Source organism: Tsuneonella suprasediminis (assembly GCF_003605755.1).
In the GTDB taxonomy this organism is placed as follows: Bacteria; Pseudomonadota; Alphaproteobacteria; order Sphingomonadales; family Sphingomonadaceae; genus Tsuneonella; species Tsuneonella suprasediminis.
The window spans coordinates 204744-229350 of record NZ_RAHJ01000019.1 but is presented as its reverse complement, the minus strand read 5'-3'; the positions used below and the strand labels follow the sequence as shown (position 1 = coordinate 229350).

General features: G+C 57.1%; 22 protein-coding genes and 1 tRNA gene. 8 read left to right on the top strand and 15 right to left on the bottom strand.

What is annotated here, in order from left to right:
• Both phoU and phoB read left to right on the top strand, forming a co-directional pair.
• The gene (gene phoU / locus D6858_RS10970) at positions 1-696 is read left to right on the top strand and encodes a phosphate signaling complex protein PhoU (RefSeq protein ID WP_102154034.1); all 696 of its coding nucleotides are present in this window, start codon (positions 1-3) and stop codon (positions 694-696) included.
• Positions 697-761: 65 nt separating this feature from the next.
• Positions 762-1448: a phosphate regulon transcriptional regulator PhoB gene (gene phoB, locus D6858_RS10965; RefSeq protein ID WP_120110119.1), complete on the top strand. Its 687-nt coding sequence runs from the start codon at positions 762-764 to the stop codon at positions 1446-1448.
• Between the two features lie 10 nt (positions 1449-1458).
• On the opposite strand, the gene D6858_RS10960 is transcribed toward phoB, so the two are convergent.
• Positions 1459-2091, bottom strand: coding sequence for a LysE family translocator (locus D6858_RS10960; RefSeq protein WP_165859691.1), 633 nt, complete (start codon positions 2089-2091; stop codon positions 1459-1461).
• Between the two features lie 79 nt (positions 2092-2170).
• Between D6858_RS10960 and D6858_RS10955 the strand changes: the two genes are divergently transcribed.
• A complete protein-coding gene (locus tag D6858_RS10955) occupies positions 2171-2773 on the top strand; it encodes a pyridoxamine 5'-phosphate oxidase family protein (protein WP_318286435.1) in 603 nt (200 codons plus the stop codon).
• A gap of 71 nt (positions 2774-2844) precedes the next feature.
• Here D6858_RS10955 and D6858_RS10950 read toward each other — a convergent pair whose 3' ends face one another.
• Entirely contained in the window at positions 2845-4422 is a 1578-nt protein-coding gene (locus D6858_RS10950) for an amino acid permease (RefSeq protein ID WP_120110115.1), read from the bottom strand.
• Positions 4423-4562: 140 nt separating this feature from the next.
• On the opposite strand from D6858_RS10950, the gene panB reads away from it, so the two are divergent.
• Entirely contained in the window at positions 4563-5435 is an 873-nt protein-coding gene (gene panB / locus D6858_RS10945) for a 3-methyl-2-oxobutanoate hydroxymethyltransferase (RefSeq protein WP_120110113.1), read from the top strand.
• Between the two features lie 22 nt (positions 5436-5457).
• Positions 5458-6507, top strand: coding sequence for a DUF475 domain-containing protein (locus D6858_RS10940; RefSeq protein WP_120110110.1), 1050 nt, complete (start codon positions 5458-5460; stop codon positions 6505-6507).
• Here D6858_RS10940 and D6858_RS10935 read toward each other — a convergent pair.
• The 7 genes from D6858_RS10935 to D6858_RS10905 all read right to left on the bottom strand — a co-directional run bounded on the left by D6858_RS10935 (position 6473) and on the right by D6858_RS10905 (position 15808).
• A complete protein-coding gene (locus tag D6858_RS10935; RefSeq protein WP_120110107.1) occupies positions 6473-7444 on the bottom strand; it encodes a bile acid:sodium symporter in 972 nt (323 codons plus the stop codon). The genes D6858_RS10940 and D6858_RS10935 overlap by 35 nt on opposite strands.
• 41 nt (positions 7445-7485) lie before the next feature.
• Positions 7486-8997 (bottom strand): tetratricopeptide repeat protein, encoded by a 1512-nt coding sequence (locus tag D6858_RS10930; RefSeq protein ID WP_165859690.1) that lies wholly within the window; start codon positions 8995-8997, stop codon positions 7486-7488.
• A gap of 73 nt (positions 8998-9070) precedes the next feature.
• On the bottom strand, positions 9071-10435 hold the full coding sequence (gene prsR / locus D6858_RS10925) for a PEP-CTERM-box response regulator transcription factor (RefSeq protein WP_120110102.1): 1365 nt from the start codon (positions 10433-10435) through the stop codon (positions 9071-9073).
• A complete protein-coding gene (prsK, locus tag D6858_RS10920) occupies positions 10435-12546 on the bottom strand; it encodes an XrtA/PEP-CTERM system histidine kinase PrsK (RefSeq protein WP_120110099.1) in 2112 nt (703 codons plus the stop codon). The genes prsR and prsK overlap by 1 nt, the downstream gene beginning before the upstream one ends.
• Position 12547: 1 nt before the next feature.
• Entirely contained in the window at positions 12548-13933 is a 1386-nt protein-coding gene (locus tag D6858_RS10915) for a TIGR03013 family XrtA/PEP-CTERM system glycosyltransferase (protein WP_120110097.1), read from the bottom strand.
• 114 nt (positions 13934-14047) lie between these two features.
• Entirely contained in the window at positions 14048-14335 is a 288-nt protein-coding gene (locus tag D6858_RS10910; RefSeq protein ID WP_120110094.1) for a hypothetical protein, read from the bottom strand.
• 96 nt (positions 14336-14431) lie between these two features.
• Positions 14432-15808, bottom strand: a complete 1377-nt coding sequence (locus tag D6858_RS10905) for a helix-turn-helix domain-containing protein (protein ID WP_120110092.1) — start codon at positions 15806-15808, stop codon at positions 14432-14434.
• 142 nt (positions 15809-15950) lie between these two features.
• On the opposite strand from D6858_RS10905, the gene D6858_RS10900 reads away from it, so the two are divergent.
• Entirely contained in the window at positions 15951-17549 is a 1599-nt protein-coding gene (locus D6858_RS10900) for an isocitrate lyase (RefSeq protein ID WP_120110090.1), read from the top strand.
• 24 nt (positions 17550-17573) lie between these two features.
• Positions 17574-17747 (top strand): hypothetical protein, encoded by a 174-nt coding sequence (locus D6858_RS15860; RefSeq protein WP_165859689.1) that lies wholly within the window; start codon positions 17574-17576, stop codon positions 17745-17747.
• Between the two features lie 121 nt (positions 17748-17868).
• Here D6858_RS15860 and D6858_RS10890 read toward each other — a convergent pair whose 3' ends face one another.
• From D6858_RS10890 to efp, 4 genes are all read right to left on the bottom strand, one after another.
• Positions 17869-19668 (bottom strand): SLC13 family permease, encoded by a 1800-nt coding sequence (locus D6858_RS10890; protein WP_120110083.1) that lies wholly within the window; start codon positions 19666-19668, stop codon positions 17869-17871.
• A 59-nt stretch (positions 19669-19727) separates the two neighbouring features.
• Positions 19728-19812, bottom strand: a tRNA-Leu gene (locus D6858_RS10885).
• Between the two features lie 51 nt (positions 19813-19863).
• Positions 19864-20685 (bottom strand): inositol monophosphatase family protein, encoded by an 822-nt coding sequence (locus D6858_RS10880; RefSeq protein WP_120110081.1) that lies wholly within the window; start codon positions 20683-20685, stop codon positions 19864-19866.
• Between the two features lie 7 nt (positions 20686-20692).
• Positions 20693-21256, bottom strand: coding sequence for an elongation factor P (efp, locus tag D6858_RS10875; protein WP_120110079.1), 564 nt, complete (start codon positions 21254-21256; stop codon positions 20693-20695).
• Positions 21257-21391: 135 nt separating this feature from the next.
• Between efp and D6858_RS15640 the strand changes: the two genes are divergently transcribed.
• Positions 21392-21805 carry an elongation factor P gene (locus tag D6858_RS15640; protein WP_133305279.1) on the top strand — a complete coding sequence of 138 codons (414 nt, stop codon included), beginning with the start codon at positions 21392-21394 and terminating at the stop codon, positions 21803-21805.
• Here D6858_RS15640 and D6858_RS10865 read toward each other — a convergent pair.
• Together D6858_RS10865 and D6858_RS10860 are read right to left on the bottom strand one after the other, a co-directional pair.
• On the bottom strand, positions 21765-22508 hold the full coding sequence (locus D6858_RS10865; RefSeq protein ID WP_240623818.1) for a M23 family metallopeptidase: 744 nt from the start codon (positions 22506-22508) through the stop codon (positions 21765-21767). The two genes, D6858_RS15640 and D6858_RS10865, sit on opposite strands and share 41 nt — an antisense overlap.
• Before the next feature lie 94 nt (positions 22509-22602).
• Entirely contained in the window at positions 22603-24585 is a 1983-nt protein-coding gene (locus D6858_RS10860; RefSeq protein WP_276308689.1) for an OPT family oligopeptide transporter, read from the bottom strand.
• Positions 24586-24607: the final 22 nt, after the last annotated feature.

Genomic DNA, 24607 nt, shown 5'->3' with positions numbered 1-24607 from the left:
ATGGGTGCAGAACACACCGTAAAGGCATTTGACGAGGACATTACCCGTCTGCGCGGGCTGATCGCGGAAATGGGCGGTCTGGCCGAAGCCGCCGTGACCAACGCGATGGACGCGCTCGTCAAAGGGGATGACGCGCTGGCCGATCAGGTTATCAAAGGCGACAAGCGTATCGACGCGCTTGAATCCGAAGTGGACAAGCTCGCCGTTCGGATCATTGCTCTACGCGCGCCGATGGCGGATGATTTGCGCGAAGTGATCGCTGCTCTGAAAATTGCCGGCGTGGTGGAACGGATCGGCGATTATTCGAAAGCCATCGCCAAGGCGGCGCGCAAGATAGACAATCGCAAGAAATTCGAACCGCTTACCCTGCTGCCGGCGATGGGTGAACTGGCGGCGGAAATGGTCCACGATGTGCTGACCGCCTATGCCGCGCGCGATGCCGGGCTGGCCCGCGAAGTGATCGTGGCCGATACCAAAGTGGACAATTTCTACGATTCGATTTTCCGCAATTTCGTCAGCCATATGGTGGAAAATCCTGCGACCATTTCTACATCGGCCCAGCTGCTGTTCGTGGCCCGCAATATAGAACGGATTGGTGACCACGCGACCAACGTGGCCGAAATGGTCCACTTCGCCGCCACCGGCACTTATCCGGCAGACGACGATGGCGAGCCTTTGCATCAAACTGGCGATTGACACGTTTTTGTCGTGAAAATGTAACTTTGGCGGTGTCATAGAGGCGCAACAAGGGAAACATTGTCATGCCTGCTGCCAAATTACTGCTCGTGGAAGACGATCAGGCGCTCTCGGAGCTGCTTGAATATCGCTTCCACAACGAAGGCTATAACGTGCGCGTCACCGCCGATGGCGACGAAGCGCTGGAAATGGCGGCGGAAGAGGTGCCTGATCTCGTCATCCTCGACTGGATGATCGAAGGCACCAGCGGGATCGAAGTTTGTCGCCGGCTGAGGCGCGACAAATCGACTGCTCACGTTCCGATCATCATGCTCACGGCGCGCGAAGCGGAAGACGATCGCATTCGCGGGCTGGAAACCGGGGCAGACGATTATCTGACCAAGCCATTCTCCCCGCGAGAGCTTCTTGCCCGTGTGGCGGCCGTGATGCGGCGTATCCGCCCTGCCTTGGCGGGTGAATCGATTACCGTGGGCGACCTGACGCTGGACCCGGTCGCTCACCGGGTGGAACGTCGCGGACGCGCGCTGCAGCTTGGCCCGACCGAATATCGCCTGCTCAAATTTCTGATGGAAAATCCGGGCCGGGTGTTCAGTCGCAACCAGTTGCTCGACGGAGTGTGGGGTACTGGCAGCGATATCGAGTTGCGGACAGTCGACGTGCATATTCGGCGACTTCGCAAAGCAATCGAAATGGAAAACACCAAAGATCCCGTGCGAACCGTGCGCGGGGCGGGTTACTCCATCGAATCTTAGACCGGATACCTCAACTCCAACCCCAAAGAATATCGGCCAGAATGCCGGTCGCGATCATGATATAGATCACGCCGGCAGCGCGATCGATGCGACGCCGCGATTCCGGGCTTGCCATAACCCGCGCAAGGCGTTGCCCCGCGATCACATACAGCGCACCGATCAGCATATCGAAAGGCGTTGCGACGACCATCAGCAAGCCGATCTGTGGCAGGACAGCCTCTGCCTGATCGACGAACGGTGGCAGGAGGGCCACGATATAGACCAGCGATTTCGGGTTGCCGATGGCGACGAACGCACCATGGCGGAAGCAGTGTGTGGTGAGTGAAGCCTGATCCGTCACCTCGTCAGCCCCCTCGCCCGCATGGCGGATACCCGCAATGCCCAACCACGCGAGAAAGAGAGCACCGCCGATCGCCAGCAGATAAAATGCAACCGGAAAGGCTTTCGCCAAAGCCCCCAAGCCGAGCGCGGCGAGCAACCACCACAACAGATAGCCGAGCTGTAACCCCCACAGCGCCGCCATCCCAGCCCGCCAACCGCGCCGAATTGTCTGCCCCATTACGAACAGCATCGAAACGCCGGGCACGATGCTGGTGACAGCGGTCATCAGGGCAAATGCCGCCAGGCGTTCGGGATCGATCATTGCGATTTGCTGTAATGGGCAACAGGACAATGTGGCAGGTGGAAAATTCTGATACGCCATGACTGTTGCGGGGGCCCCTATGGACAATCTTCTGCATGGAGTTCTTGCGGTCGACAAGCCCGTATCCTTCATCGCGCATCCCCCTTCCCACCGGAACGATCTGACGACCCTGCCCGTTGAAAAAGGGAAGGAGATCAACATGAAATACAAATCTGGAAACGCCGACGAGTTGAAACATAAGTTCTGGAATGCTTTGGCTGATTCACCTTTCGTCTTTGTTGCGCTGGAAAACATGCCTGGCGAAGCCGTGCCTATGACCGCACAGCTCGATAAAGATGCTGACAGCGCGATTTGGTTTTTCACTTCGAAGGGCAGTCATCTTGCGCAACTGGGCAGTGCCCACTGTATCTTCACAGGGAAAGGGCACGATCTGTTCGCTCACTTCAACGGAACTCTAAGCATTGAATCAAGCCGGGAGCGGCTTGACAAACAGTGGTCGAACTTTGTCGAAGCATGGTTTCCCCGCGGGAAGAGCGATCCCAATCTGCTTATGCTAAGGATGGATCTGGGTGAGGCCGAAATTTGGAGCGGCGATCTCAGCCTGCTCACCACTGCAAAGATGGCGCTAGGTATGGATGTCCGACAGGATGCTACGGACAAACACACGGAAACCACCCTCTAAGGCCATTACCCAGCGATCAAAAAAAGGGCCGCCCATAAAGAGCGGCCCTTTCCGTATCGAACCTGTCAACCTCAGCCCTTGGGTGGGTTGATCGGAATGGATGTTTCATCGCCTTCGATATCGTCCACCACCTCGACAATGCCGCGGCCCAGATGGCTGTTGTGACGGCTATAGAGGAAATAGACAATAATCCCCAATGCACCCCACCCCGGCAGGAAAAGCATCGCGTCGATCGGCAGGTTAAGGAACAAAAATACGCAACCCACGATTGTGATCGGTGCGACTAACCAAACCGCAGGCACACGGAACGCCCGCTGCCGCTGAGGATCACGTTTACGCAGGATCAACACGGCAAATGCCACCATCATAAAGGCATAGAGTGTTCCGGCATTCGAGATATCGGCCAGCTTACCCACCGGAAAAAACGCTGCCCCCAAGGCGACTACACCACCAGTTAACAGCGTAACGACATGCGGTGTCTTATATTTGGGATGCACCGAGCTGAGCTTTTCAGGCAGCAACCCATCACGCGCCATCACAAAGAAAATGCGCGTCTGTCCGAAGATCAGGACGAGGATAACCGAAGGCAGCGCGAGGAAAGCTGCGATACCGAGCATATTGCCGATACCGGAGAAGCCGATTTCCCGCAGAACGTGAGCCAGCGCCTCATTCGAACAAACCAGCGCTCCGGCATGTTGCGGCATGGCGCACTGACGGGCGAGCTCTTCCGACCCCGCCGGGAACGGAACCCCGCCTGGCCCCATAATCGGTTGACCGCCGATGGTGCCAACTGCACCGGCAGCCACCAGAATGTAGAACACCGTGCAAAACAGCAGCGATCCGACCAGCCCGATCGGTACGTTGCGCTGTGGGTTTTTGGTTTCTTCGGCGGCTGTCGAAACAGCATCGAAGCCGACATAAGCGAAAAAAATCGTCGCAGCGGCACCAACCGCACCTACGCCAGTCCCCCAACCGCCAAAAACACCGGCAGGAAGAAAAGGATTGAAGCGCGCAGTATCGAAATGCGGGCTTGTCAGCGTCAAGGCAACGAATGCCGTCAGCGCAGTCACTTTGATGGCAACGAGAATGGCGTTGAACTTGGCGCTCTCGCTCGTTCCGATAATAAGCAGACCAGTCACCAGCAATGCAATCAGCAACGCGGGAAGATTAATCAAACCACCTGGCGCGCCCCCAAGCGCAAGCGGACCTGCTGCCAGCCAGGGCGGCAACTGCACCCCGAACAATTCATTCAGGAAAGTACCACTGAAATAGCCGGACCAACCGACCGACACCGCCGCCGCAGCGATGGCATATTCCATGATAAGTGCCCAACCCACAGTCCACGCGAGGAATTCCCCCATTGTCGCGTAACTGTAAGTATATGCCGACCCGGCAACAGGCACCATTGCGGCAATTTCTGCATAGCAGAGCGCCGCAACGATACACACCGCGCCAGCAATGGCGAAAGCAAGCATGAGCCCGGGCCCGGCCTTTTGAGCCCCGGCAGACGTAAGTACAAAAATACCCGTGCCGATAACGCAGCCGATGCCGAACAGCATCAGCTGGAACCAGCCAAGAGTACGATTAAGCGATTTCTTTTCCGCCGTCGCCAAAATGGCGTCCAGCGGTTTGATGCGATCTAGGATCATTGATCCGAATCCCCTTAGCAGCGGAGGTGCGCCCTGCCCCTCACCTGTCATGGAACTGAAAGCTAACGCCGCACCGCTTCAAGGCAAGAAATAATCTCAAGGCTTCCCCCGCTAATCTTGCCCGGCTAGGAACCTTTCGTATGTCCACTACCTTCCAGCTCGACACCGCGACCAGTCGCGCCAACCCCACACCGCAACCGATGCGGCGCCTGACTGTGCCCAAAATTCAGGCACGTAAGGCTGACGGCAAAACCAAAGAACCCCTTGTCATGTTGACCGCTTACACCGCGCGCATGGCGCAGTTGCTGGATGAACATTGCGACATTTTATTAGTCGGGGATTCTCTTGGGCAAGTGATTTATGGCCTGCCATCAACCCTGCAGGTAACCCTCGACATGATGATCGCCCATGGCGCCGCCGTAGTACGTGGATCATATCATTCGGTCGTGATCGTCGATATGCCGTTCGGATCGTACGAAGCATCTCCGCAACAAGCTTTCGAAAACGCCAGTAGGATCATGGCAGAAACCGGCTGTGCCGCAGTCAAGCTGGAAGGCGGCGAAGCAATGGCCGAAACGATCTCATTCCTGTGTCAGCGCGGCATCCCGGTTATGGGCCATGTCGGCCTGACTCCTCAGGCGGTCAACGCTCTGGGTGGCTATGGCGCCCGTGGCCGCAGTCAGGAAGAACATGCAAAGATCTTGGCCGATGGGCAGGCTGTGCAGAATGCAGGTGCATTTGGTGTGGTCGTCGAAGGCGTGATCGAACCAATTGCCATCGCCCTTAGCCAGTCCCTTGAAATTCCTACCATCGGAATCGGTGGATCGGACCAATGTGATGGTCAGGTACTGGTTACCGAAGATATGCTCGGCCTGTTCGACCGCGTACCACGCTTCGTCAAACGCTATGAAAACATGGCCGAGGTGATCACCGATGCCGTAGCTCAATACGCTGCAGAAGTTCGCGACAGGACTTTTCCCGGCGAAGATCAGACCTACCAGCCCAAATCATAATGACCTTTGGACGACTGATTCAATGATGCGCTATTTCAAGGGCTCTGCAGTCTTCACCTTTGTCTGCATGGCAATCGGTATATGGTATGGGTGGGAAAGTACGGGCAGCGTGGCTGGCGTCGCTCAGATCCTATGGATCATCGCAGTTCTCTCCGTCCTCGAGGTCTCGCTGAGCTTCGATAACGCAGTGGTCAATGCGACCGTCCTCGAAGACATGGACGAAATCTGGCAGAGACGTTTCCTCACGTGGGGCATGGCGATCGCCGTCTTCGGTATGCGTGTGGCGTTTCCGCTGGCAATTGTCGCTATTGCAGCAGGCCTCGGCCCTGTCGATGCGATCAAACTATCGCTGGGGCAACCTGCCGAATACGAACGGATCGTTTCCAGCGCCCATGTCGGCATAGCGGGTTTTGGCGGCGCATTCCTGTGCCTGGTTGGCTCAAAGTTCTTTTTCGACAAGGACAAGGACATCCACTGGATTCGACAGGTAGAAGAGTGGCTTTCCCGGTTTTCCCATATTCCTGCGGTCGAAATCGCGCTGCTCCTGCTTACGATGTTTGGCATTTCGTTGCTGCTACCCGACAGTGACGCTCTGACTTTCCTGACTGCGGGCATTTTCGGCACCATCGCATTTGTCGTGGTGGAAGGGATAAGCACCTGGCTGGAAATGCGCGAGGAGGCTGCCCGCTTACGGGGTGTGACCGTTGCATCCGGTCTTGGGGGTTTTCTCTATCTGCAGGTGCTCGACAGTTCGTTCAGCTTCGATGGAGTGATTGGCGCGTTTGCTCTATCCAACAATATGGTGATCATCGCGTTGGGCCTGTCGATTGGCGCAATGTTCGTCCGCTCGATGACGATTATGCTGGTTCAGAAAGGAACTCTGGCCGAATACCGGTATCTCGAACACGGAGCGTTCTGGGCCATTCTGGCACTGGGCGTCATTATGTTGGCGTCAGCCCGTTTCCATATCCCGGAAGCGGTAACGGGTTTGATCGGAGCGATCCTGATCGGCCTGTCATTGTGGTGGTCGATCCGTTTTAACCGACATTCGGATCATGCGACAGGAGATTAGCCAGCGGCGCGGACACCACAAGTTGCAGAAGATGGTACGCCAGCAACGGCAGCAGAACCATTCCTGCAATGGCAGGCGGAAATAACACCGCTGCCAGCGGCGCTCCCATCGCCACGCTTTTGTGGGCACCTGCGAACAGAAAGGCGATCCGGTCCGGCCTGCTCAGCCCCAACATTCGCCCACAAAGCCATGACCCGCCAAAACCGAAGAGCAGAAAGCCAGTCACCAGCGCAAGCAGGACCGCCCAATCGCCAACGCTGACTTTACCCCACAGCCCTTGCGATACCGCGCCAGAAAACGCGACATAAACTGCCACCGCAATGGAAAGCCGGTCCATCCAGGTCACGATTTCGCGATGTTCGACAATCCAGCCTTTCGCTCGGGCCTGAAAAAGCTGCCCAATGATAAAAGGCAGAACCAGAATCAGCATGACTTTCAACAACCCGTCCGCGCCGAGCGAAATGCCCTCTCCTCCTCCGAGCAAGGAGATAATCGGAACAGTGACGAACACCCCCAGGATATTGAGCAGTGCCGCGGCGATCACCGAATTCGCAACATTTCCGCCAGCGAGCGACGAATATGCTGTGGCAGACTGAACGGTAGAGGGGAGCGCCCCGAGATAGAGCAATCCCAATGCGACTGTCGATGGGAGAGTGCTGTCAGCCAGACTGGCGAATCCTTTTCCTGCCACCGCCATCGCGCCGAAGCACCAGAGTGTCAGTGGCAAGAGAAATTGCCAGTGCGATATGCCTCGCAACACTTCGGTTCGTGGCAAACGCAGACCGTTGAGCAGGAAAAGCAGGAAGATCGCAGCATTCGACACACCTTGCGCGATCACATACCCGCGCCCAGTCGCAGGCAGAACACTCGCCAACACGATGGCAAGCACCAGCAGGCGCACCATCAGATCGATATGAGAGAAAAGCCGCCGGATCATAGCAAAGCCCTCTGCCCAGCCACCCCGTACTTGTCGATAGCTTACGGTTGTTTCGCGAGCTTCGCCCGCAATTCACGTAATTGCGAATCGCTCGCCAAACCTTGTTGAAAGGCATGCCTAATCAACGACTGCGAATGGATTTTATCCCCGCCAAGATAATACCATCGCCCCAGCAGCGCCGCCGCTTCGGCGTTGTTTGGCTCGCCCCGAAGATGATCTGCAATCAATTTAGCAGCGTCCGCCTCGCGCCCCTGCCCGATGAAGGCGTAGGCCATACGTTGTGTCAGTGGCCAAGGTTGGCGGACTGTCGCAGCCTTATCGTAAAAGCTGGTGGCTTGTGAATAATCTCCCGCAGCCAGTGCTACATCGCCCGCCAGTGCCATTGCATCGGATGATTGCGGAAACAGTTGGAGAAACGCGTTTGCTTGCGACCGAGCGCCATCCACCTGCCCCGCAGCCAGCATCGCCCGAACCCGAGAGACGGTTGATGGGCCATCAGTAACAGACGTCAGGTCGTCGGCAAAGATATCGCGATCGGTCGGCAATATCCGAACGATCATGGCATATGGGCGGTTTGCGCGATCAAGAAATACCGCGGCTTTTTCGCGCTGGCCCAATGCCTCGTATGCCCGCCCGACGACCATCGCCATATACGGTGCATCCGCGTGATCTGCGAAGCGGGCGACCAGCTCGCGATCGCGCCCTCCAAGCTTCAGTGACCGCGCCAGCAGAAATTGTACCCGCTGATTGTTGGGTTGCATCCGCAATAATCGGTCGAAGCCTTGTGCAGCGCTTGCATAATTGCCGTTCTCAAGGTCGATAATGCCAAGCAAAAGGATCGCTGCCGACATCTGACGATCCAGATCGCCGCTGCGTTGAAGCAGAGTTCTAGCCAGTTCATAGTTTTCTGCTCTCGCTGCAAGCACAGCCTGAAGATAAAACATATGCGGGTTGGTGGGGTCAGTTAAAGCAAGTCGATGAAGCACTGCGATCATTTCCCGCGCCCGACCAAGTTCCCCCAGAGTGGCCGCATATTCGGACAATAATTGACTATCCTCAGGGGCGGCCTTCAGTCCCCGCTCCAACAACGGGAGTGCAGCGGCCATCCCGTGGGCATCCCGCACGAGTTGTGCTCGGAAAAGCAATGCTGCGGGATCATTCGGCCCGACCCGGAGCGCCTCTTCCGACGCTGCGATAGCACCTGTTTGCTGCCCGGCTTGATAGCGTAATCGCCCAAAATCAACCCACAGTGCTGCGTCTTGCGGATGGCCGTCCACCGCCTGAGAAAATGCGCGGTTCGCCAGATTGAGGTTGCCCTCCATCATCGCAAGTCGGCCCAGCATATGAAGCCCGTGGGTTCGCGATTCCGGCGCAAAGTCTTCGCTATCCAGCCACTGATGAGCTTCGGGCAAATTGCCCTGCAAAATCTCCGCCTCCCCGAAATATGGGGCCAGCAAAGATTTGGGCGCGCCTTCATTAAGAGCTTCGCGCAGAGCGGTTTCGGCCGCCACTCCATCCCCATCTTTCAGCGCGATCAGGGCCTTTTCACGCAAATCCGGCTCTGGCGGATTTGCAGTGCACCCAGCGAGTGTCAGGGCAATGCTCAGGACAACGCCTGACGCGTTGTTATGGTTGCAGATCATACTGCTTCAGGAGATCGTACAAAGTTGGCCTGCTGATCCCCAATAGCTTCGCGCTTGTCGATATATTCCCTTCACTGCGAGCCAGCGCATGGCGGATCATCGCGCGGTCGGAACGTTCCCGCGCACTCTTGAGGTTCAGTGCCTCTGCCATATCGTCATCCGCCTGATTTAGGTCCATATCCTCCGCGCTGATGAGCTTATCGTCAGCCATAATGATTGCGCGTTTCACGCGATTTTCCAGCTCACGCACGTTTCCGGGCCAGTTCCAGGTATCAATCGCCTCCAATGCATCAGGAGCAAAGCCCTTGATCGTAGGGTTCATTTCGCGTGCAAACCGCATCAGGAAATGCTTGGCGAGCAAGACCGCATCACCTGTCCGTTCGGCTAGCGGCGGTATTTTTACGACAATTTCAGCGAGGCGATAGAACAGGTCTTCACGAAAAGTACCCGCGGCAATCATCTTTTCGAGATCCTGATGGGTGGCGCAAACGATACGCGTATCGACGGCAATCGCCTTGCGCCCCCCAATGCGTTCAATCGTTCGCTCTTGCAGGAAACGCAGCAGCTTGACCTGTAGAGGCAGCGGAATATCCCCCACCTCATCCAGAAAGAGGGTGCCACCCTGGGCCTGTTCGATCTTGCCTTCGGTGGTCTTGACCGCGCCGGTAAAGGCACCTTTTTCATGACCGAACAGCTCCGCTTCGAGCAAGGTCTCAGGAATTGCAGCGCAGTTGATTGCCACGAATGCGCGGCCCTTGCGGCCGCTGGAATCATGCAATCCGCGCGCCAACAGCTCCTTACCTGTTCCGCTCGCTCCCAGCAGCATTACCGAAACACCAGTATTGCCGACCCGCTCGATCATGCGGGCAACCTTAGTCATTTCAGGTGCGGCAGTTATGATATTGCCGAGCACTGTCGCGTTCTCGCTCACCCGGGAAGCGAGGCGACGGTTTTCCGCTTCAATCCTGTGTAGGTTGAACGCTCGGCGCACGACCAGTCCAAGTGAGTCGATATCGACCGGTTTATGGTAGAAATCGTATGCGCCACGTTCGATTGCCTGCAATGCGCTCTCGCGGGCTCCATGACCGCTAGCGACGATCACCTTTGTATCTGGCTTTAGCGCCATAATGGCGTCCAGAATGGCGAAACCCTCAGTGGTTCCATCGGGATCCGGTGGCAAGCCCAGATCAAGCGTGACAACTGCAGGTTCCGCTGAACGGAGAGCAGCCAGTGCACTATCTCGGTCACTCGCCGCAATCACATCAAAATCTTCGTACGCCCATTTGAGTTGCGCCTGCAGCCCTTGATCGTCTTCGACGACCAATAGAGGGGGTTTTGGGCGACCCATCACGCGACCTCCCGCCCGCTATAAGCATCGGCTGGACTCAAAGCTGTCATTATGGAAAGAGGAAACGTTATTACGAAGCGCGTGCCTAGCCCTTCGCGCGATTCAACTTCGAGCAGACCGCCCATCGCCCGCACCAACTCACGTGCTTCGTAGGCCCCAATGCCGAATCCGCCTTCTTTTGACGACACAAATGGCTTGAAGAGACCATTGCGGATAAACTGCGCGCTCATCCCCGATCCTGAATCGATTATCTCGACCTGCCCCTTCAATCCATCTGACAAAACGCTGGCTATCACTGGCGCGTTTTTCGGACTGGCATCAATGGCATTCTGGATGAGATGCACCATTGCCTGCTCCAGCGCTTCATGATTAGCCAGAATACAACAATCCTGCACCTGAGCGAGTTGAACAGGATGAATGTCGCCGAACTGTCGCGCTAATGCGCGTGTTAGCTGCATAACATCCACTTGTTCTTTTTTTGCCGTTCCCACAGATCCATAGCGGCCAAGGCGGGCCAGAAGGGCATTTAACTTGCTGGAACTACTCGTCAATGTCACCAGCATATCGGCCCGAAACTCAGGATTATCCGCATGCTTTTCTGCATTACGTGCCAGTAATGATAGCTGGCTGGCCAGGTTTTTGATGTCGTGCATCACGAACGCAATGCGACGATTGAAATCATCGAAGCGCTCCACTTCTGCCAACGCTTCTTGTCCGACCTGCTCAGCAATGTAACTGGCAAGCTGCCCACCGACGACTTTGAGCAGATCGAAATCCTCCCAATCGAGCTTGCGCGCAATTGGCGGACGAGCCAGTAAAGCGAGACCGACAAGTCGTTCGAAATGCATCAGTGGCACCAGAACCCATGCGCGCTCTTCATTCAGGAACCAGTCGGGAACGAACGAGATTTCAGGCTCAATGGCCGCGCCTGACCGGGTCTCGTCCAGTTCGAGGATAAAGCCACTCCGCTCTACGGATGCAATAAATCGATCATCGAATTTCGATAAGTGATGCCTGTACGTCGGCCAATTCCAATGCCCGGCGAATTGATAGTCACCATTCGTGTCAGGAAGAAACAGCACAGCCCCGTCGCTGTCCGTAATATCTGCGAGCGCCTGAGATGCGCGTTCAGGCAATGCTCGCGCACCTCCCTGACCGATCGTATCAGCAAAGCGCAGCCACTCCGCGCGATAGTCATACCGATGCTGAAACAAATGCTTCAGGACTTTCACCCGTAGCCAGCCTCGCAAGCGTCTCGAAGGAAGCCAGAGAACTGCCACGGCAATTGCCGCAAAAACGAATCCGACCTGCGTCAGTCGCGCAAAACCTTCACCCAGCAGTTCCAGCGATTGCGCCGCAACGAGCATCGTGAGCAGATATCCGCCTATGATAAGGAGAGACAGCGATTGAAAGGCTACCGTTCGCGAAGGTGCCAGTTGTAACTGTGCTGCGCGGGCGTTGCTTCCCAAGGCAAATAGTCCCGCAGACACCCCGATGAAAAGGCCCTGTACAGCGATCAACTCCGGGGAGACAGCGCCGGTCAGATATGTAGCGACATAAAGATTGAGCTGAAAGGCCCAGAGGATTGCCAGCCCTCCGGCGCTCCATCGCAATATCTGACGGTAGGCCGCAGAGGCACCTGCATATAAGTTATGCGTCAGAACCAGAGCGCCGACAGCAACCAACAGGTGGAGGAGCGACGACGCGGACAACAAAATCGCACCAACGTGTGAATCGCTTTGCAGGCGAAGGTCGACGATCAGCAGCAAAGTCTGCATGCACTCCACCGCCGCCAGCACAACTACCAATGGCCTGATCGGAGTGAGACTGTGATCGCGACCATCGTTGGCGAACAGCCGATAAAGCAGGAATATCCACGCGAGATTACGAACGGTCTCAAACCACCCGGAAAGCTGGCTTTGCCCACCGAACGCAGCCGCGATGACACACCAGGCGCTTGTCGTCAGCAACGCCAATATCATTGCGGGCCGTTCCTGTCGGCTGGTGTCGGTGGGTCGTCGCGCCAGCCACACAGAAACGACAACGCACACGACTGCAGCGAGCAAATTTAGAAAAAATCCGACCAAGGCCCAGATTGAATCGCTAATCATCTCAGCGCGCTCCCTCCGGCCACAGGACCACACGAACAGTCTGAAGCAAGATCAGCAGATCGAGAAAAGGCGTATAGTTTTTCGCATAATAAAGATCGTATTCCAGTTTGGCGCGCGCGTCCTCAACCGATGCGCCATATGGATAGTTGATCTGCGCCCAGCCGGTTATGCCGGGTTTCACCATATGCCGTTCAGCGTAATATGGGAGTTTGTCATCAAGATCGGCGACGAATTGCGGCACTTCAGGCCGCGGGCCGACGAAGCTCATCTCTCCTTTTAACACCGTCCACACCTGAGGCAGTTCGTCGATGCGAACTTTACGGATGAACCTGCCTAAACGGGTTATTCGAGGATCGTCTTTCTCCGCCCATTTGGCCCCATCTTTTTCCGCATCGATACGCATCGATCGTAGTTTGACGAGTTCAATTTTCTGGCCATACAAACCCACACGGGTCTGGCGAAAAAACGCTGGCCCCTTGCTGTCAAGTTTTACGAGAAGCGCAAAAATGAGGATAATTGGTAAAGTCAGTATCAGCAGCATTCCGCTAGCCAGCACATCGAACATCCGCTTCGCGGCGCTCGACAACATGCGGCCTGAAGAAAACCCGTCAGAGAAAATCAGCCAGCTTGGATTGAGAGTATCGAGATCGACACGACCCGTCTCACGCTCCATGAAACTGGAGAATTCATTGATATGAACCCCCATAGTTTTCATCCGTAGGAGATCCTTTAAAGGAAGAGAGTTGCGTCGCTCTTCCAAGGCCAGAACAACTTCGCTCGCACCGATATTTTCAACGAACTTTCCGAGATCGTGAATAGCTGCACGTGGAATCGCCTCGTCCAGCACCTGAGTGCCTTCATTCATTGCGACAAAGCTGACGATGGCAAATCCACTGCCTGGATCTTCCGCCAGATCGCGCAAACGCTTGGCGCGCTTCCCTGCTCCCAGAACCAATACTCTCCGGCGGAAAGCATGGGCGCCGATCACGCTACCCACCAGCAGGCGGTTTAACACCAACATGCCGATGGCGATAAACATCGCGTAAAACAGCGTTGAACGCCAAAATGTATGTCCAGGTAGTGCAAAGTCGATGACCGACAGGACGATGATGCCAAGGCTCACCGCAACCAACAATCGAGCGCAAGCATAGCGCATCGAACGCAGCGCGTCGGAACCGTATGTCCCGACCGCGATCATAGCGAGCCAGACGACGCCAGCGAAGAGTGCCAGCATTCCGGCTCGATCGACGATATGGCCGGGGTCCATATCGATCTGGCTTGATCGGATTAACCAAGCCAATTCGCCGCTGACCACCAGCAAAGCCAGATCGAACAGGCCCAACAGCATGACCGCATGCGGGATATAGTGTTTGAACAGTCGGATCATCTCTCGGCCCGGTCAGAATGGAATTCCATGCGTCTGACTAAGGCCGAGAGGTGAAATGTCGGTAAATTTTACAGCGATTGGTTAATGCAGGCCCGCTGCAATGGCTCTTTCGATTTACTTGGCTGGATCGGTCGCATCTTTGACCGCGTCACCAACGTTCTGCGCCGCATCGCCAACCTGATTGGCCGCCTCAGCCACAGCATTGTTTTTAGCAACTTCAGAATCGCTCATGTTGGAGAACAGGAAAAAGCCTGCCACCGCAACAATCACAAGAACCATCAGGATCATCCACCCGGCACCGCCACCCGACCTCCGCGGCTCCTCACGATCAGTGATGATAGTATGAGTTGTATGCGTTTCCCCCGCCGGGCCTTCGGTTTCCGTAATGCGTTCTTCTGTCATGGAAAATCCCCTTTCAATGGCCCACAAAACGTGCGGCACGGCGTTGGGGTTCCCGGTCCGGCGGATGGGGCGGACACGCACGGCGCATCCACACATCTAGCCGCCAAATTCGAACGGGATGCTACCGCGCGTTAACGGAGAGAAACGCAGTTGCGCGCCGTTAGGGGGCAATGATCGCTGAGCGCATTGCGCGATGTGGCACCGGGCACAGCCAGCGCCGATCGGCTGTGCATCTTCCGGTCGCAAAGACACCTGCCGCGCCATCGCGAGATCGATTGCCAAGCGCACCTCGACACCCAGAACAATGGCAAACCTGGCTGCACCGGCTGCCCCACGCCCGTCCACTGTGCGCGCCATCGTAAGCCAATGAGCCGGTGCCGCCCCCGCCCCGTCGAGCATGACTGGCTGAACACACAACGTTCCCGGACGTTCGAACGCCAGATGAACATTCCACAGCGGGCAGCTATCCTCTGCTTCCAGCATGCTCGCCCCGCTCGCCCCGGCAAACCGTTTGGAAAACTGCCCGGCCCGGTCGATCCGCGCCATGAAGAACGGCAACCCCCGCTGCCCCACGCGCTGCAACGTAGTCAAGCGATGGGCGAGCTGTTCGAAGCCGACGCCAAACCGCCGCATCAACACCGCGAAATCGTAACCGGTTGCCTCGCATGCCCGTAAGAACCGACCATAAGGCATGATCAGCGCAGCGGCGACATAGCCATAGATGTGCCGTTCATACAGCGTTCGCGCGGTGTCGTCCGTGAAGGACGCGCCAGCGGCGAGAGTGGTCACATCCTCGCGATACTCAAGCGTTGCGATCTGATAGGCCAGCTGAAATGTCCGGCTTGCCGGGTCGAGCATCTCGTTGATCTGCAACTGGCGGGCGTGCAGGTCGAGCCTCCGCAAGCTGTCGGGCATCACTTCGCGCGGCAGGATACGGATGGCGAGTTGATGGCGATCACGCAGACGTTCGGCCAGTGCGGCATAGGTGTCGCCGCGCGAAAGGCGCAAATCGTCGGCCAGCGCTTCCGCCGCGGTATCGAGGGCAGCGAAGTGGTTGCGCCAACGTTCAATCTCGCGACGGGCTGCGACAATCGGATCGTCCTTGCGGTCCTGAGGCGTCGCGGAATCGTACAGGCGGGCAAACGCGGCCGCAGCTTGTGGTGCGGCTCCGAGAAATTCCGCCAGTTCGTCACGGTCGATTCCCAGATCCGCGAACCGTTCATCAGCCATTCGCCGGGCCAACCCGTCCAGACCGCCAATCGCTTCATCCTCTCGCAATGCGCGCGGATCGAAGTCGAATTCATCGACTATCTTGATGACCACCCTGCCCGACAGCGGGCGCTGATTTCGTTCTATCAGGTTGAGGTAGCTGGGTGATATGGACAGACGCGCCGCCATCGCGGCCTGCGTCAGCCCCTCCCGCTTACGCAGGCGACGCAAAGCGGGGCCGGCGAACAATGCAGCGCTTTCCATTGTAAATATCCTTACATATTTACACGCATCATTGGCGAATTCAGCGCATACAGACAAGATAGTTTGTAACTTTTCCTATCAAACTCCCGATTCCAAGGCGATACCGGGTGCCGACCACACAATTCCTCTCTGGAGAAAATCCATGACCTATCAGACCGAGATCAACCAGCTAGGCCAGACCATTGGCGCCCAAGGTGCCCCGTGGAACGCAATCGACGCTGAGAGCGCCGCACGTATGCGCTTGCAGAACCGCTTCCCCACCGGGCTGGATATCGCACGCTACACCGCGAAGATCATGCGTGAGGATATGGCCGCATACGATACCGATCCGGCGCAATACACCCAGTCGCTTGGCTGCTGGCACGGGTTCATCGGTCAACAGAAGATGATCGCCATCAAAAAGCATTTCGGTTCGACCAAACGCAGATACCTGTATCTTTCGGGCTGGATGGTCGCCGCTCTGCGTAGCGATTTCGGCCCCCTGCCCGACCAGTCGATGCACGAAAAAACGTCGGTTCCTGCACTGATCGAAGAACTGTACACCTTTCTTCGTCAGGCAGATGCCCGCGAACTGGGCGGCCTGTTCCGTGAACTCGACGCAGCGCGTGAACGCGGCGACGCTGTCGAAGCCAAGCGGATCGAACATGCGATCGAAAGCCATGAAACCCATGTCGTTCCGATCATTGCCGATATCGATGCCGGGTTCGGCAACGCCGAAGCGACTTATCTGCTCGCCAAGAAAATGATCGAAGCCGGTGCCTGCGCGCTGCAGATCGAAAATCAGGTGTCGGATGAAAAGCAGTGCGGCCATCAGGATGGGAAAGTCACCGTTCCACACGAAGATTTCCTTCAGAAAATCCGCGCCATTCGTTATGCCTTCCTCGAACTGGGCGTGGAAGATGGGATCATCGTTGCTCGCACCGACTCGCTTGGCGCAGGATTGACCAAGCAAATCGCGTATAGCACCGAAGCAGGCGATCTGGGCGACCAGTACAACAGCTTCCTCGACTGTGACGAAGTCGCGGCAGAGCAGATTGGCAATGGCGATGTCCTGATTACGCGCAATGGCAAGCTGCTGCGCCCCAAGCGTCTGCCCAGCAACCTTTATCAGTTCCGCTCGGGAACAGGCGAAGACCGCTGCGTTCTCGACTGCATCACAGCGCTGCAGAACGGCGCGGACTTGCTGTGGATCGAAACAGAAAAGCCACACATCGGCCAGATCGGCGGAATGGTCAGCCGCATCCGCGAAGTCATCCCGAACGCCAAGCTGGTGTACAATAACTCGCCCAGCTTTAACTGGACACTCAATTTCCGTCAGCAGGTGTTCGATGCATGGGAAGCCGAAGGCAAGGATGTGTCGGATTATGATCGCGCCAAGCTGATGAGCGTGGATTACGACGGCAGCGATCTGGCCACTGAAGCCGATGAACGTATCCGAACGTTTCAGGCCGACGCGGCGCGGGAAGCAGGCATCTTCCATCACCTCATCACCCTGCCGACATATCACACGGCAGCGCTGAGCACCGACAACCTCGCGAAGCGCTATTTTGGTGACGATGGCATGCTGGGTTACGTCAAACAGGTTCAGCGCGAGGAAATTCGCCAGGGTATCGCCTGTGTGAAGCATCAGAATATGGCCGGTTCCGACATCGGAGACGACCACAAGGAATACTTCGCCGGTGAAGCCGCCCTCAAGGCTGGCGGCAAAGACAACACCATGAACCAGTTCGCAGCAGCGTAACCCGGAGAGAAAAGGATGACCGTCATGACAGAAGAACGTCCCACCAGCGCCGAACCGCAACGCGCGCGCGCGCTGTTCTCTACCGCCGATTTTCGACTGCTGCGGACTGCGCTCACTTCTTATGCCCGCACCATCGAAGATCGGGAGGAACTGGCAAAGATCAATGCTTTGCACCACCGTCTGGGTACTTACTGCTAGCTGCTAATTTCTCCGGGAGGGAGGAGCGATGGCCGTCGAGGGGAAACCTTCGGCGGCCGTCTGTCGTATGGCCCCACAGGTTGCACCTGAGCCGCGCCTAACGACGGCCGAATATGCCGGATTACATCCCGTAAGTGCTGACCAGCAAAATGGACAGCGTGGCGACCATCAGCAATACCAGCGGAACCCCGGTGCGAATGTAATCCCGAAACTCATAGCTGCCTTCGGCCATGATAAGCATATTGGTCTGGTAAGCGATCGGCGTGGCGTAACAAAGATTGCAACCGAACAGGACCGCCAGGATCAGTGGCTCCGCAGGCAAGCCCAGCTTTTCAGCGATGCTAAAGGCGATCGGTGTGCCAACCGTTGCTGCGGTCGCGTTCGATGCGAAGTTCGTCAGCAGCGTGACGAACAGCATGATTGCCGCCAGTACCGCGGCAGGCGGCAAGAACTGCAGGCCCAGCGATAACGTTTGCCCCAGCCAATCGGCCGCCCCGGATTCGAGTACGAGACGTCCCAACGCAATCGACGCCGCGACCAGAACAATCACTTTGGCTGACAGCGCCCGTCCCACCCTGTCGAACCGCACACAACCGGTCACGAACATCAGGATCGCTCCAGCCAGCGCGGAAATGGCGATGGGCAGCAGGCCGATCGATGCCAGGCCAACCGAACCCAGCATTATGCCCCCTGCCAAGGCCGCCTTCGAGCGACGCGGCATTTCCCGTTTACCTGCAAGGATGAGCAAACTATCTGCGCGGGCGAACTCCTCGATTGCGGGGAGAAGCCCCATCACCAGCATTACATCCCCTTCGGATATCCGAAGGTCACCACCTTCGCTATACTGATCGCGTTCACCCAACAGAGTATGCGGACGGTGAATTCCCAATACCGCGACGCCATATAAATCGGCCACGCCAGAACTTGGCAATGTTCGTCCGATCAGACGCGAATCTGCCGTAACGCTCACCTCTACGACATTGATATCAGCACCGATCTCGGACGACTGTTGCCGGATTCGATCAATCACCCAGGCGGGCGCGATCTCCCCTTTCAGGGTTCGCATCGCTTCTTCCAGTGCCTCGTGCGTACCGGAAATCGCCAGTCGCTGCTGCGGCTGGAGCGGGCCTATAGGCGCTTCATGAAATTCAAGATCGGCCGGCAGGCGCGGTAAAACGGTGGATAGCTCCTGACCGGTCAGGATGCTATCTTCGCCTAGCCTGAGGCGCGCATGAAAGCGCCGCTTTTCCGCTATGTCGGCAACGCGATTATCCCCCAACAGACGCGGCATTACCAGCCAGAGGTATGGCAAGGCGACCAAGGCAGCCATCAAAACGATAGGGGTAAAATGAAACACGTTCATGTGCGGCATACCGAGATCGCGCGCGATCGACACAACCAGCAGGTTAGTCGACGTCCCTATTGTGGTCCCCATTCCGCCGATCAGGACTGCGGCATTGAGTGGAATAAGCGTTTTGGAAGCCGGCATCGCACCACGCGCAGCCAGGCTGACGAAGATCGGCAGCAACAGCACCAGAACCGGCGTGTCGTTGACCACCATCGAAAGGCAGAAAGCCATGACCAGCGACAGCAACAGCCCAAGTTGCAGATTAAACTTGAACACCCGCTCCAGAACGCGAGCGACCGGATCAAGCGCACCAGTCACTACGAGACCGCGCCCCATAATCATAAGCGCGCAAATAGTAATCAGCGCGTAGTGCCCGAAACCGGAGAAAGCGAGAGCCAGCCCTTCTGTCGGCTGGCTGTCCGGAAGCGGGAAGAAATAGAGCCCCACCGCAATCACCGCGATTGTCATTAGCGAAACAATTTCAGTCGACATTTTCGCCCGGGCGAAAGCGACGAACATTCCGATCGTGACAATAATTGCAGCGATGGCATGGGGAGAGGGAGTTGGGAGCATCAGCTCCTGAAATCACAGACTGACAACCCGAATACAAGCACTTTGGTTGCCGTCTGTTGTGGTGCCCCCGGCCGGACTCGAACCGGCACTTCCGTAGAAAAACGATTTTGAGTCGTTCGCGTCTACCAATTCCGCCACGGAGGCTCCGGGCGCGCGCGGCCTAGCGTGGTCGCGACGCGCCTGCAAGCAATGTCGTTAAGTCTTCAACGCCCCAGTCAAAACTTTGTGCAGTTTGGAGTGTAGCCCGTCATTGCCAGCCAGCACCTGCTTATCGCAAATGGGCAAGCTACGTCCCCGGAAATCCGTCACAAATCCGCCAGCCTCGCGCACCAGAAGGCACCCCGCGGCTGTGTCCCACGGGCTCAAGTCGCTTTCCCAGAAACCGTCATAGCGACCGGCAGCCAACCATGCGAGATCGAGCGAAGCCGCGCCATAACGGCGAATACCGGCAATTTGCGGCCCGATTGCCGCGAATATCTTGACCCATTCCGCGAAGTCGCCGTGCCCTTGAAACGGAGTGCCTGTGGCAACCAATGCTTCGTGCAGACGGGAGCGCGACGATACCCGCAGGCGCCCGTCATGAAGCCAGGCGCCACGGGTCTTTTCCGCCCAGAACGTCTCGTCGGTTATCGGTTGATAGACGACTGCAGCGGTCACTTCGCCCCAGCCCGAGCCGTCCAGCTTAGGCTCCTGCACGGCAATCGAGATTGCAAAGTGCGGAATCCCGTGGAGAAAATTGCTTGTTCCATCCAGCGGATCGATGATCCAACGCGGCTTGTTCGGATCACCTTCGATGATCCCAGCTTCCTCCAGCACAAAACCCCAATCGGGCCGTGCGTGAAGCAGTTCATCATAGATTGTCCGTTCAGCGATCTGGTCGGCCTTGGAAACGAAGTCGCTCGGCCCCTTGCGGCTCACCTGCAAATGCTCAACTTCACCGAAGTCGCGGCGCAAGCGGCCACCCGCCTTGCGGGCGGCCTTTTCCATAACGCGGATTATGCCAGGTACGGCTGCCATTACTGCCTCAGTTCGCCTTGCCGATGTAGGCTTGTTCGTAAACGTCGACAACGATCCGCGTACCGCTTTCGATATGGGGCGGAACCATGATCCGCACGCCATTGTCGAGAATCGCGGGCTTGTAACTGGAAGAAGCGGTCTGCCCCTTCACAACCGCATCCGCTTCCACAATCGTTGCTTCAACTTGTTGCGGCAATTCCACGCTGATGGGCTTTTCTTCCCACAGTTCGAGCTTCACCTGCATGCCATCTTGCAAAAACGGACGCGCATCGCCCAACAGGTCGCTTGGCAGGTTGATCTGCTCGTAGCTTTCCTGATCCATGAACACGAGCATGTCGCCATCTTCATAGAGGAACTGATAGTCCTTCGTATCGAGACGGACTTTCTCAACCGTGTCGGCGCTGCGGAAGCGGACGTTTGTTTTGCGGCCATCCTGCAGGTTCTTCATTTCGACCTGCATGTAGGCGCCGCCCTTCCCCGGCTGGGTGTGCTGGATCTTGGCAACTTTCCAAATGCCGCCTTCATATTCGAGAATATTACCGGGACGAATGTCCACACCGCTGATTTTCATGGGAGTGTTGCGCCTTCTGTAATGGGAGGACGGGCGGCATGTATGCCAGCGTCTGCGCCGCGCGCCTTAGCCGCAAGCAAGCGTATGAGCAAGGAGGGTGGCACAGGGATGTCTACAATGCTAGCGTAAGAGGTGATGAAACTTCTTGCGATCCTGCCTGTCATTGCCGCGATGCTGGGCACCGCAGCACCTGCATCTGATAAATCAGACCCCCTGAATGGCAAGCTCGACACTCTGCCTCATGGTCGCTGGATTTGTGAGGTGCCGGGGGATGCCGCTGGCCCGGCAGTATTGCCCATCCCTGACAGTTGGTTCGAGACGATCAATAACTCCAGCTATGAAAACCCAAATGGTCACGGCACTTATCTGCTGACGGGCGATCAGGTGCATTTTACGCGGGGGCCGATGCTGGGCGCGCGGTTCGAACGCACCAGCGCCAATACCCTCAGCCTGCTAAACGTATCGGGAGAACTGAGCAGCGTGCGATGCGTACGGGGCCCGATTCCAATTACTTTGAACGCTTCCCGGTCAAAATCGGATACGGATTAACCGCAGCGGCGGCTTCCCACCATTTCGCATCCGGTGTCGTTCGCATAATGGCAAAATGAAGGTGAGGCGCTTCTTCACTGGCATTTCCCGTATGTCCCACCGCGCCCAGCCTTTGGCCGCGACGTATTTTCTGCCCTTCTTTCAAGCCCGGCGCATATTCGGCCAGATGAGCGTAATAGTAGATGGTGCGCCCATCTGCCGACCGGACATAGAGCGTATTCCCGCCGACCTGCGACCTGAACATTTTTTCGATCTTGCCTGGGGCAGCGGCGACAACCGTCGTCCCTTCGGGAGCCATGATGTCGAGCGCATGATGGATTTGTTTTCCCCCTTCACGTTCGTCAACAAAGGTGTCGCTTAAATCACTGGGCCGAACATTTAGGACCGGCACGATAATCTGCTGTGCCTCGGTGTCATTCGGAGCCGTCAGATCCTCTGTCTCCAGAGGGGGAGCGCTCATTTTCTCGCCAGAGGCATTCTCAACAGCGGGGACGTCGCTCGATTTCGGACTAGGTTGGGCATCCGCAGGCCGGGTACGTGCAATCTGACTGGACGAGCCTGCCAGATCGAGCACACTGCCCCCGGCAACGATCCACGCCGCCGAAGTGACGGTTGCCGTGATGAGAATGGTTGCAATGCGATCAAGGACAGTCATCGCTGCTTCTTTACGCGATAACTGCCGCATTTGTCGATTGCGACACAACCAGCACGAGCGCGCTCCGCCCGATCAGATATAGATCATCGTGGGCGTCTGCTGCTCCGACATCTCACAGCCTACTCAGGGGTGTTACAGACGGTTATGCCACGCGTTCAGCACCGGCCCGGGTGCCCGCGTAACCCCACCAGACAATTGCAATCAGCACCAACGGTGCAAGTATTTGCGCCGCTGGAGCGAATCCTTCGCCCACCACAGCCAAAGGATCGCTCCCAAGCCCCGCGACTGCCGCAGCATAGCCGAGGCCAAATAAACTATCGCCGACGATCATGCCTGTCACCAGAAGCACACCACTGCGCTTCATGAATTCGGGCCGGGCACTTTTTTCTGCGCGACTATCCCACCGATGGCCAAGAATGGCACCGGTTGCAGTCGGAACGATAAGGGAGATTGGCAAATACATCCCCATGGCCACAGCCAATGGGGGCAGGCGGAAAGGCTTTGCACCGTCTTTCGCCGGGCGTTTCCCCAACAGCTCATCGATAACGATGAATCCAGCGATAATTGCGCCACCTAAACCAACTAGGTCCCAACGCAGCGTCCCGCCGAGAACGCCTTGGGCCAGGCTGGAAATGAGCGAGGCTTGCGGCGCGGGTAAGGCATCCGGACCTGCACCGGGCGCGCCGGCGAACCCCATCGTTGCGCTCAACAAATTGAGCACCGGTGGGATAACGAGACTACCCGCCGCAACTCCCAGCACGAGCGCCAACTGCTGCTTCCATGGAGTCGAACCAACCAGTTGGCCAGTTTTCAAATCCTGAAGGTTGTCATTGGAAATCAGCGCGATTCCAAACACAAATGCCGTCGTAAACAACGCATAGGCGACGAGCGCCTGCGCGTCTTCCGCACTATGCTGCCCTGGAAATAGCAGTGCAATCATCACCGCCGCTATGATGATCGACAGGATGCCCACCCCGGATACAGGACTGTTCGATGTGCCAACCAACCCGGCCATATACCCTGTCACAGCGGCCACCACCGCCCCAACAACGAAGATGAACGCCAGCGACGCACCGAGCGCGAGCGGCAGAATGTCCATCACCGGGCCGCCTTCTGCAAAGCGCCACAGCAACCAAACTATCGGCAGAGCAGACAGTACAACTGTGCCAAGCACGACGCTCCCCGGCAAATCGCGTTCGACCAATGGCACCTCAACCCCTGACCTCCGCGCACGGTTTGACGCAACAATCCCAGCAAGACCTTCTGCAATCGGCTTCACCAGTTTGAGAAGAGTCCATAGCGATGCCACCGCGATAGCACCTGCGCCTATAAATCTTACATCACTGGAGAACACGGCCCCGACCAGCGTATCGATCGCCCCACCTCCTCCATCGATAGCGGTTCGCCAGGGTAGCAACACACCCCACGACACGAACGTCCCGACAAGCAAGGCGATACCCGCTGACAGGCCAATCAGATGCCCGATCGCCAGCAGACCCAGCGAAACAGTGAACGACACACCCGTGGCGCCGTCGCCCACACGGAACGTTCGCCCGATTTCGTCAGCAGCCAGCTTGAGCGCGATCAAAGTGGACATCACCACACTCAGCGCTCCGCCAAACAGCATTGTCCGCAGACCGAAGCGATTTTCTTCCGCGCCTTCTTCGCTGCGGCCGCCCACGCGCAGGACTTCGGCCCCCGCGATCCCCTCCGGGTATGGGAGCGGCGAATTGACCACCAGCGCCCTCCGCAGCGGGACCGACATCATCACTCCCAACGTTCCGCCGACGAAGCTGACCGCTACAGTCGTCCAGTATGGAAAGTCGCTCCACCAGCCGACCATGACGAGGCCAGGGAGAATGAAAATCATCGTCGCAACAGCGCCCGCCGCACTGGCAAGGGTTTGCGTAATGTTGTTTTCGACCAGTGAATTGTCTTTAAAACCGCGTAGCAGGGCCATCGAAATGACTGCCGCCGGCAAAGCGGTCGAGAACGTCAATCCGACCCTCAGGCCGAAATAGACGTTTGCTGCCGTGAATATAAATGTCAGCGCTCCCCCGAGTAACAAGGCACGCCAGGTCAGTTCGCGTGGCGGTTTCCCGGCGGGAGGCGGAGTGTCAGGCAATGATCGAACCCTCTATCCTGGG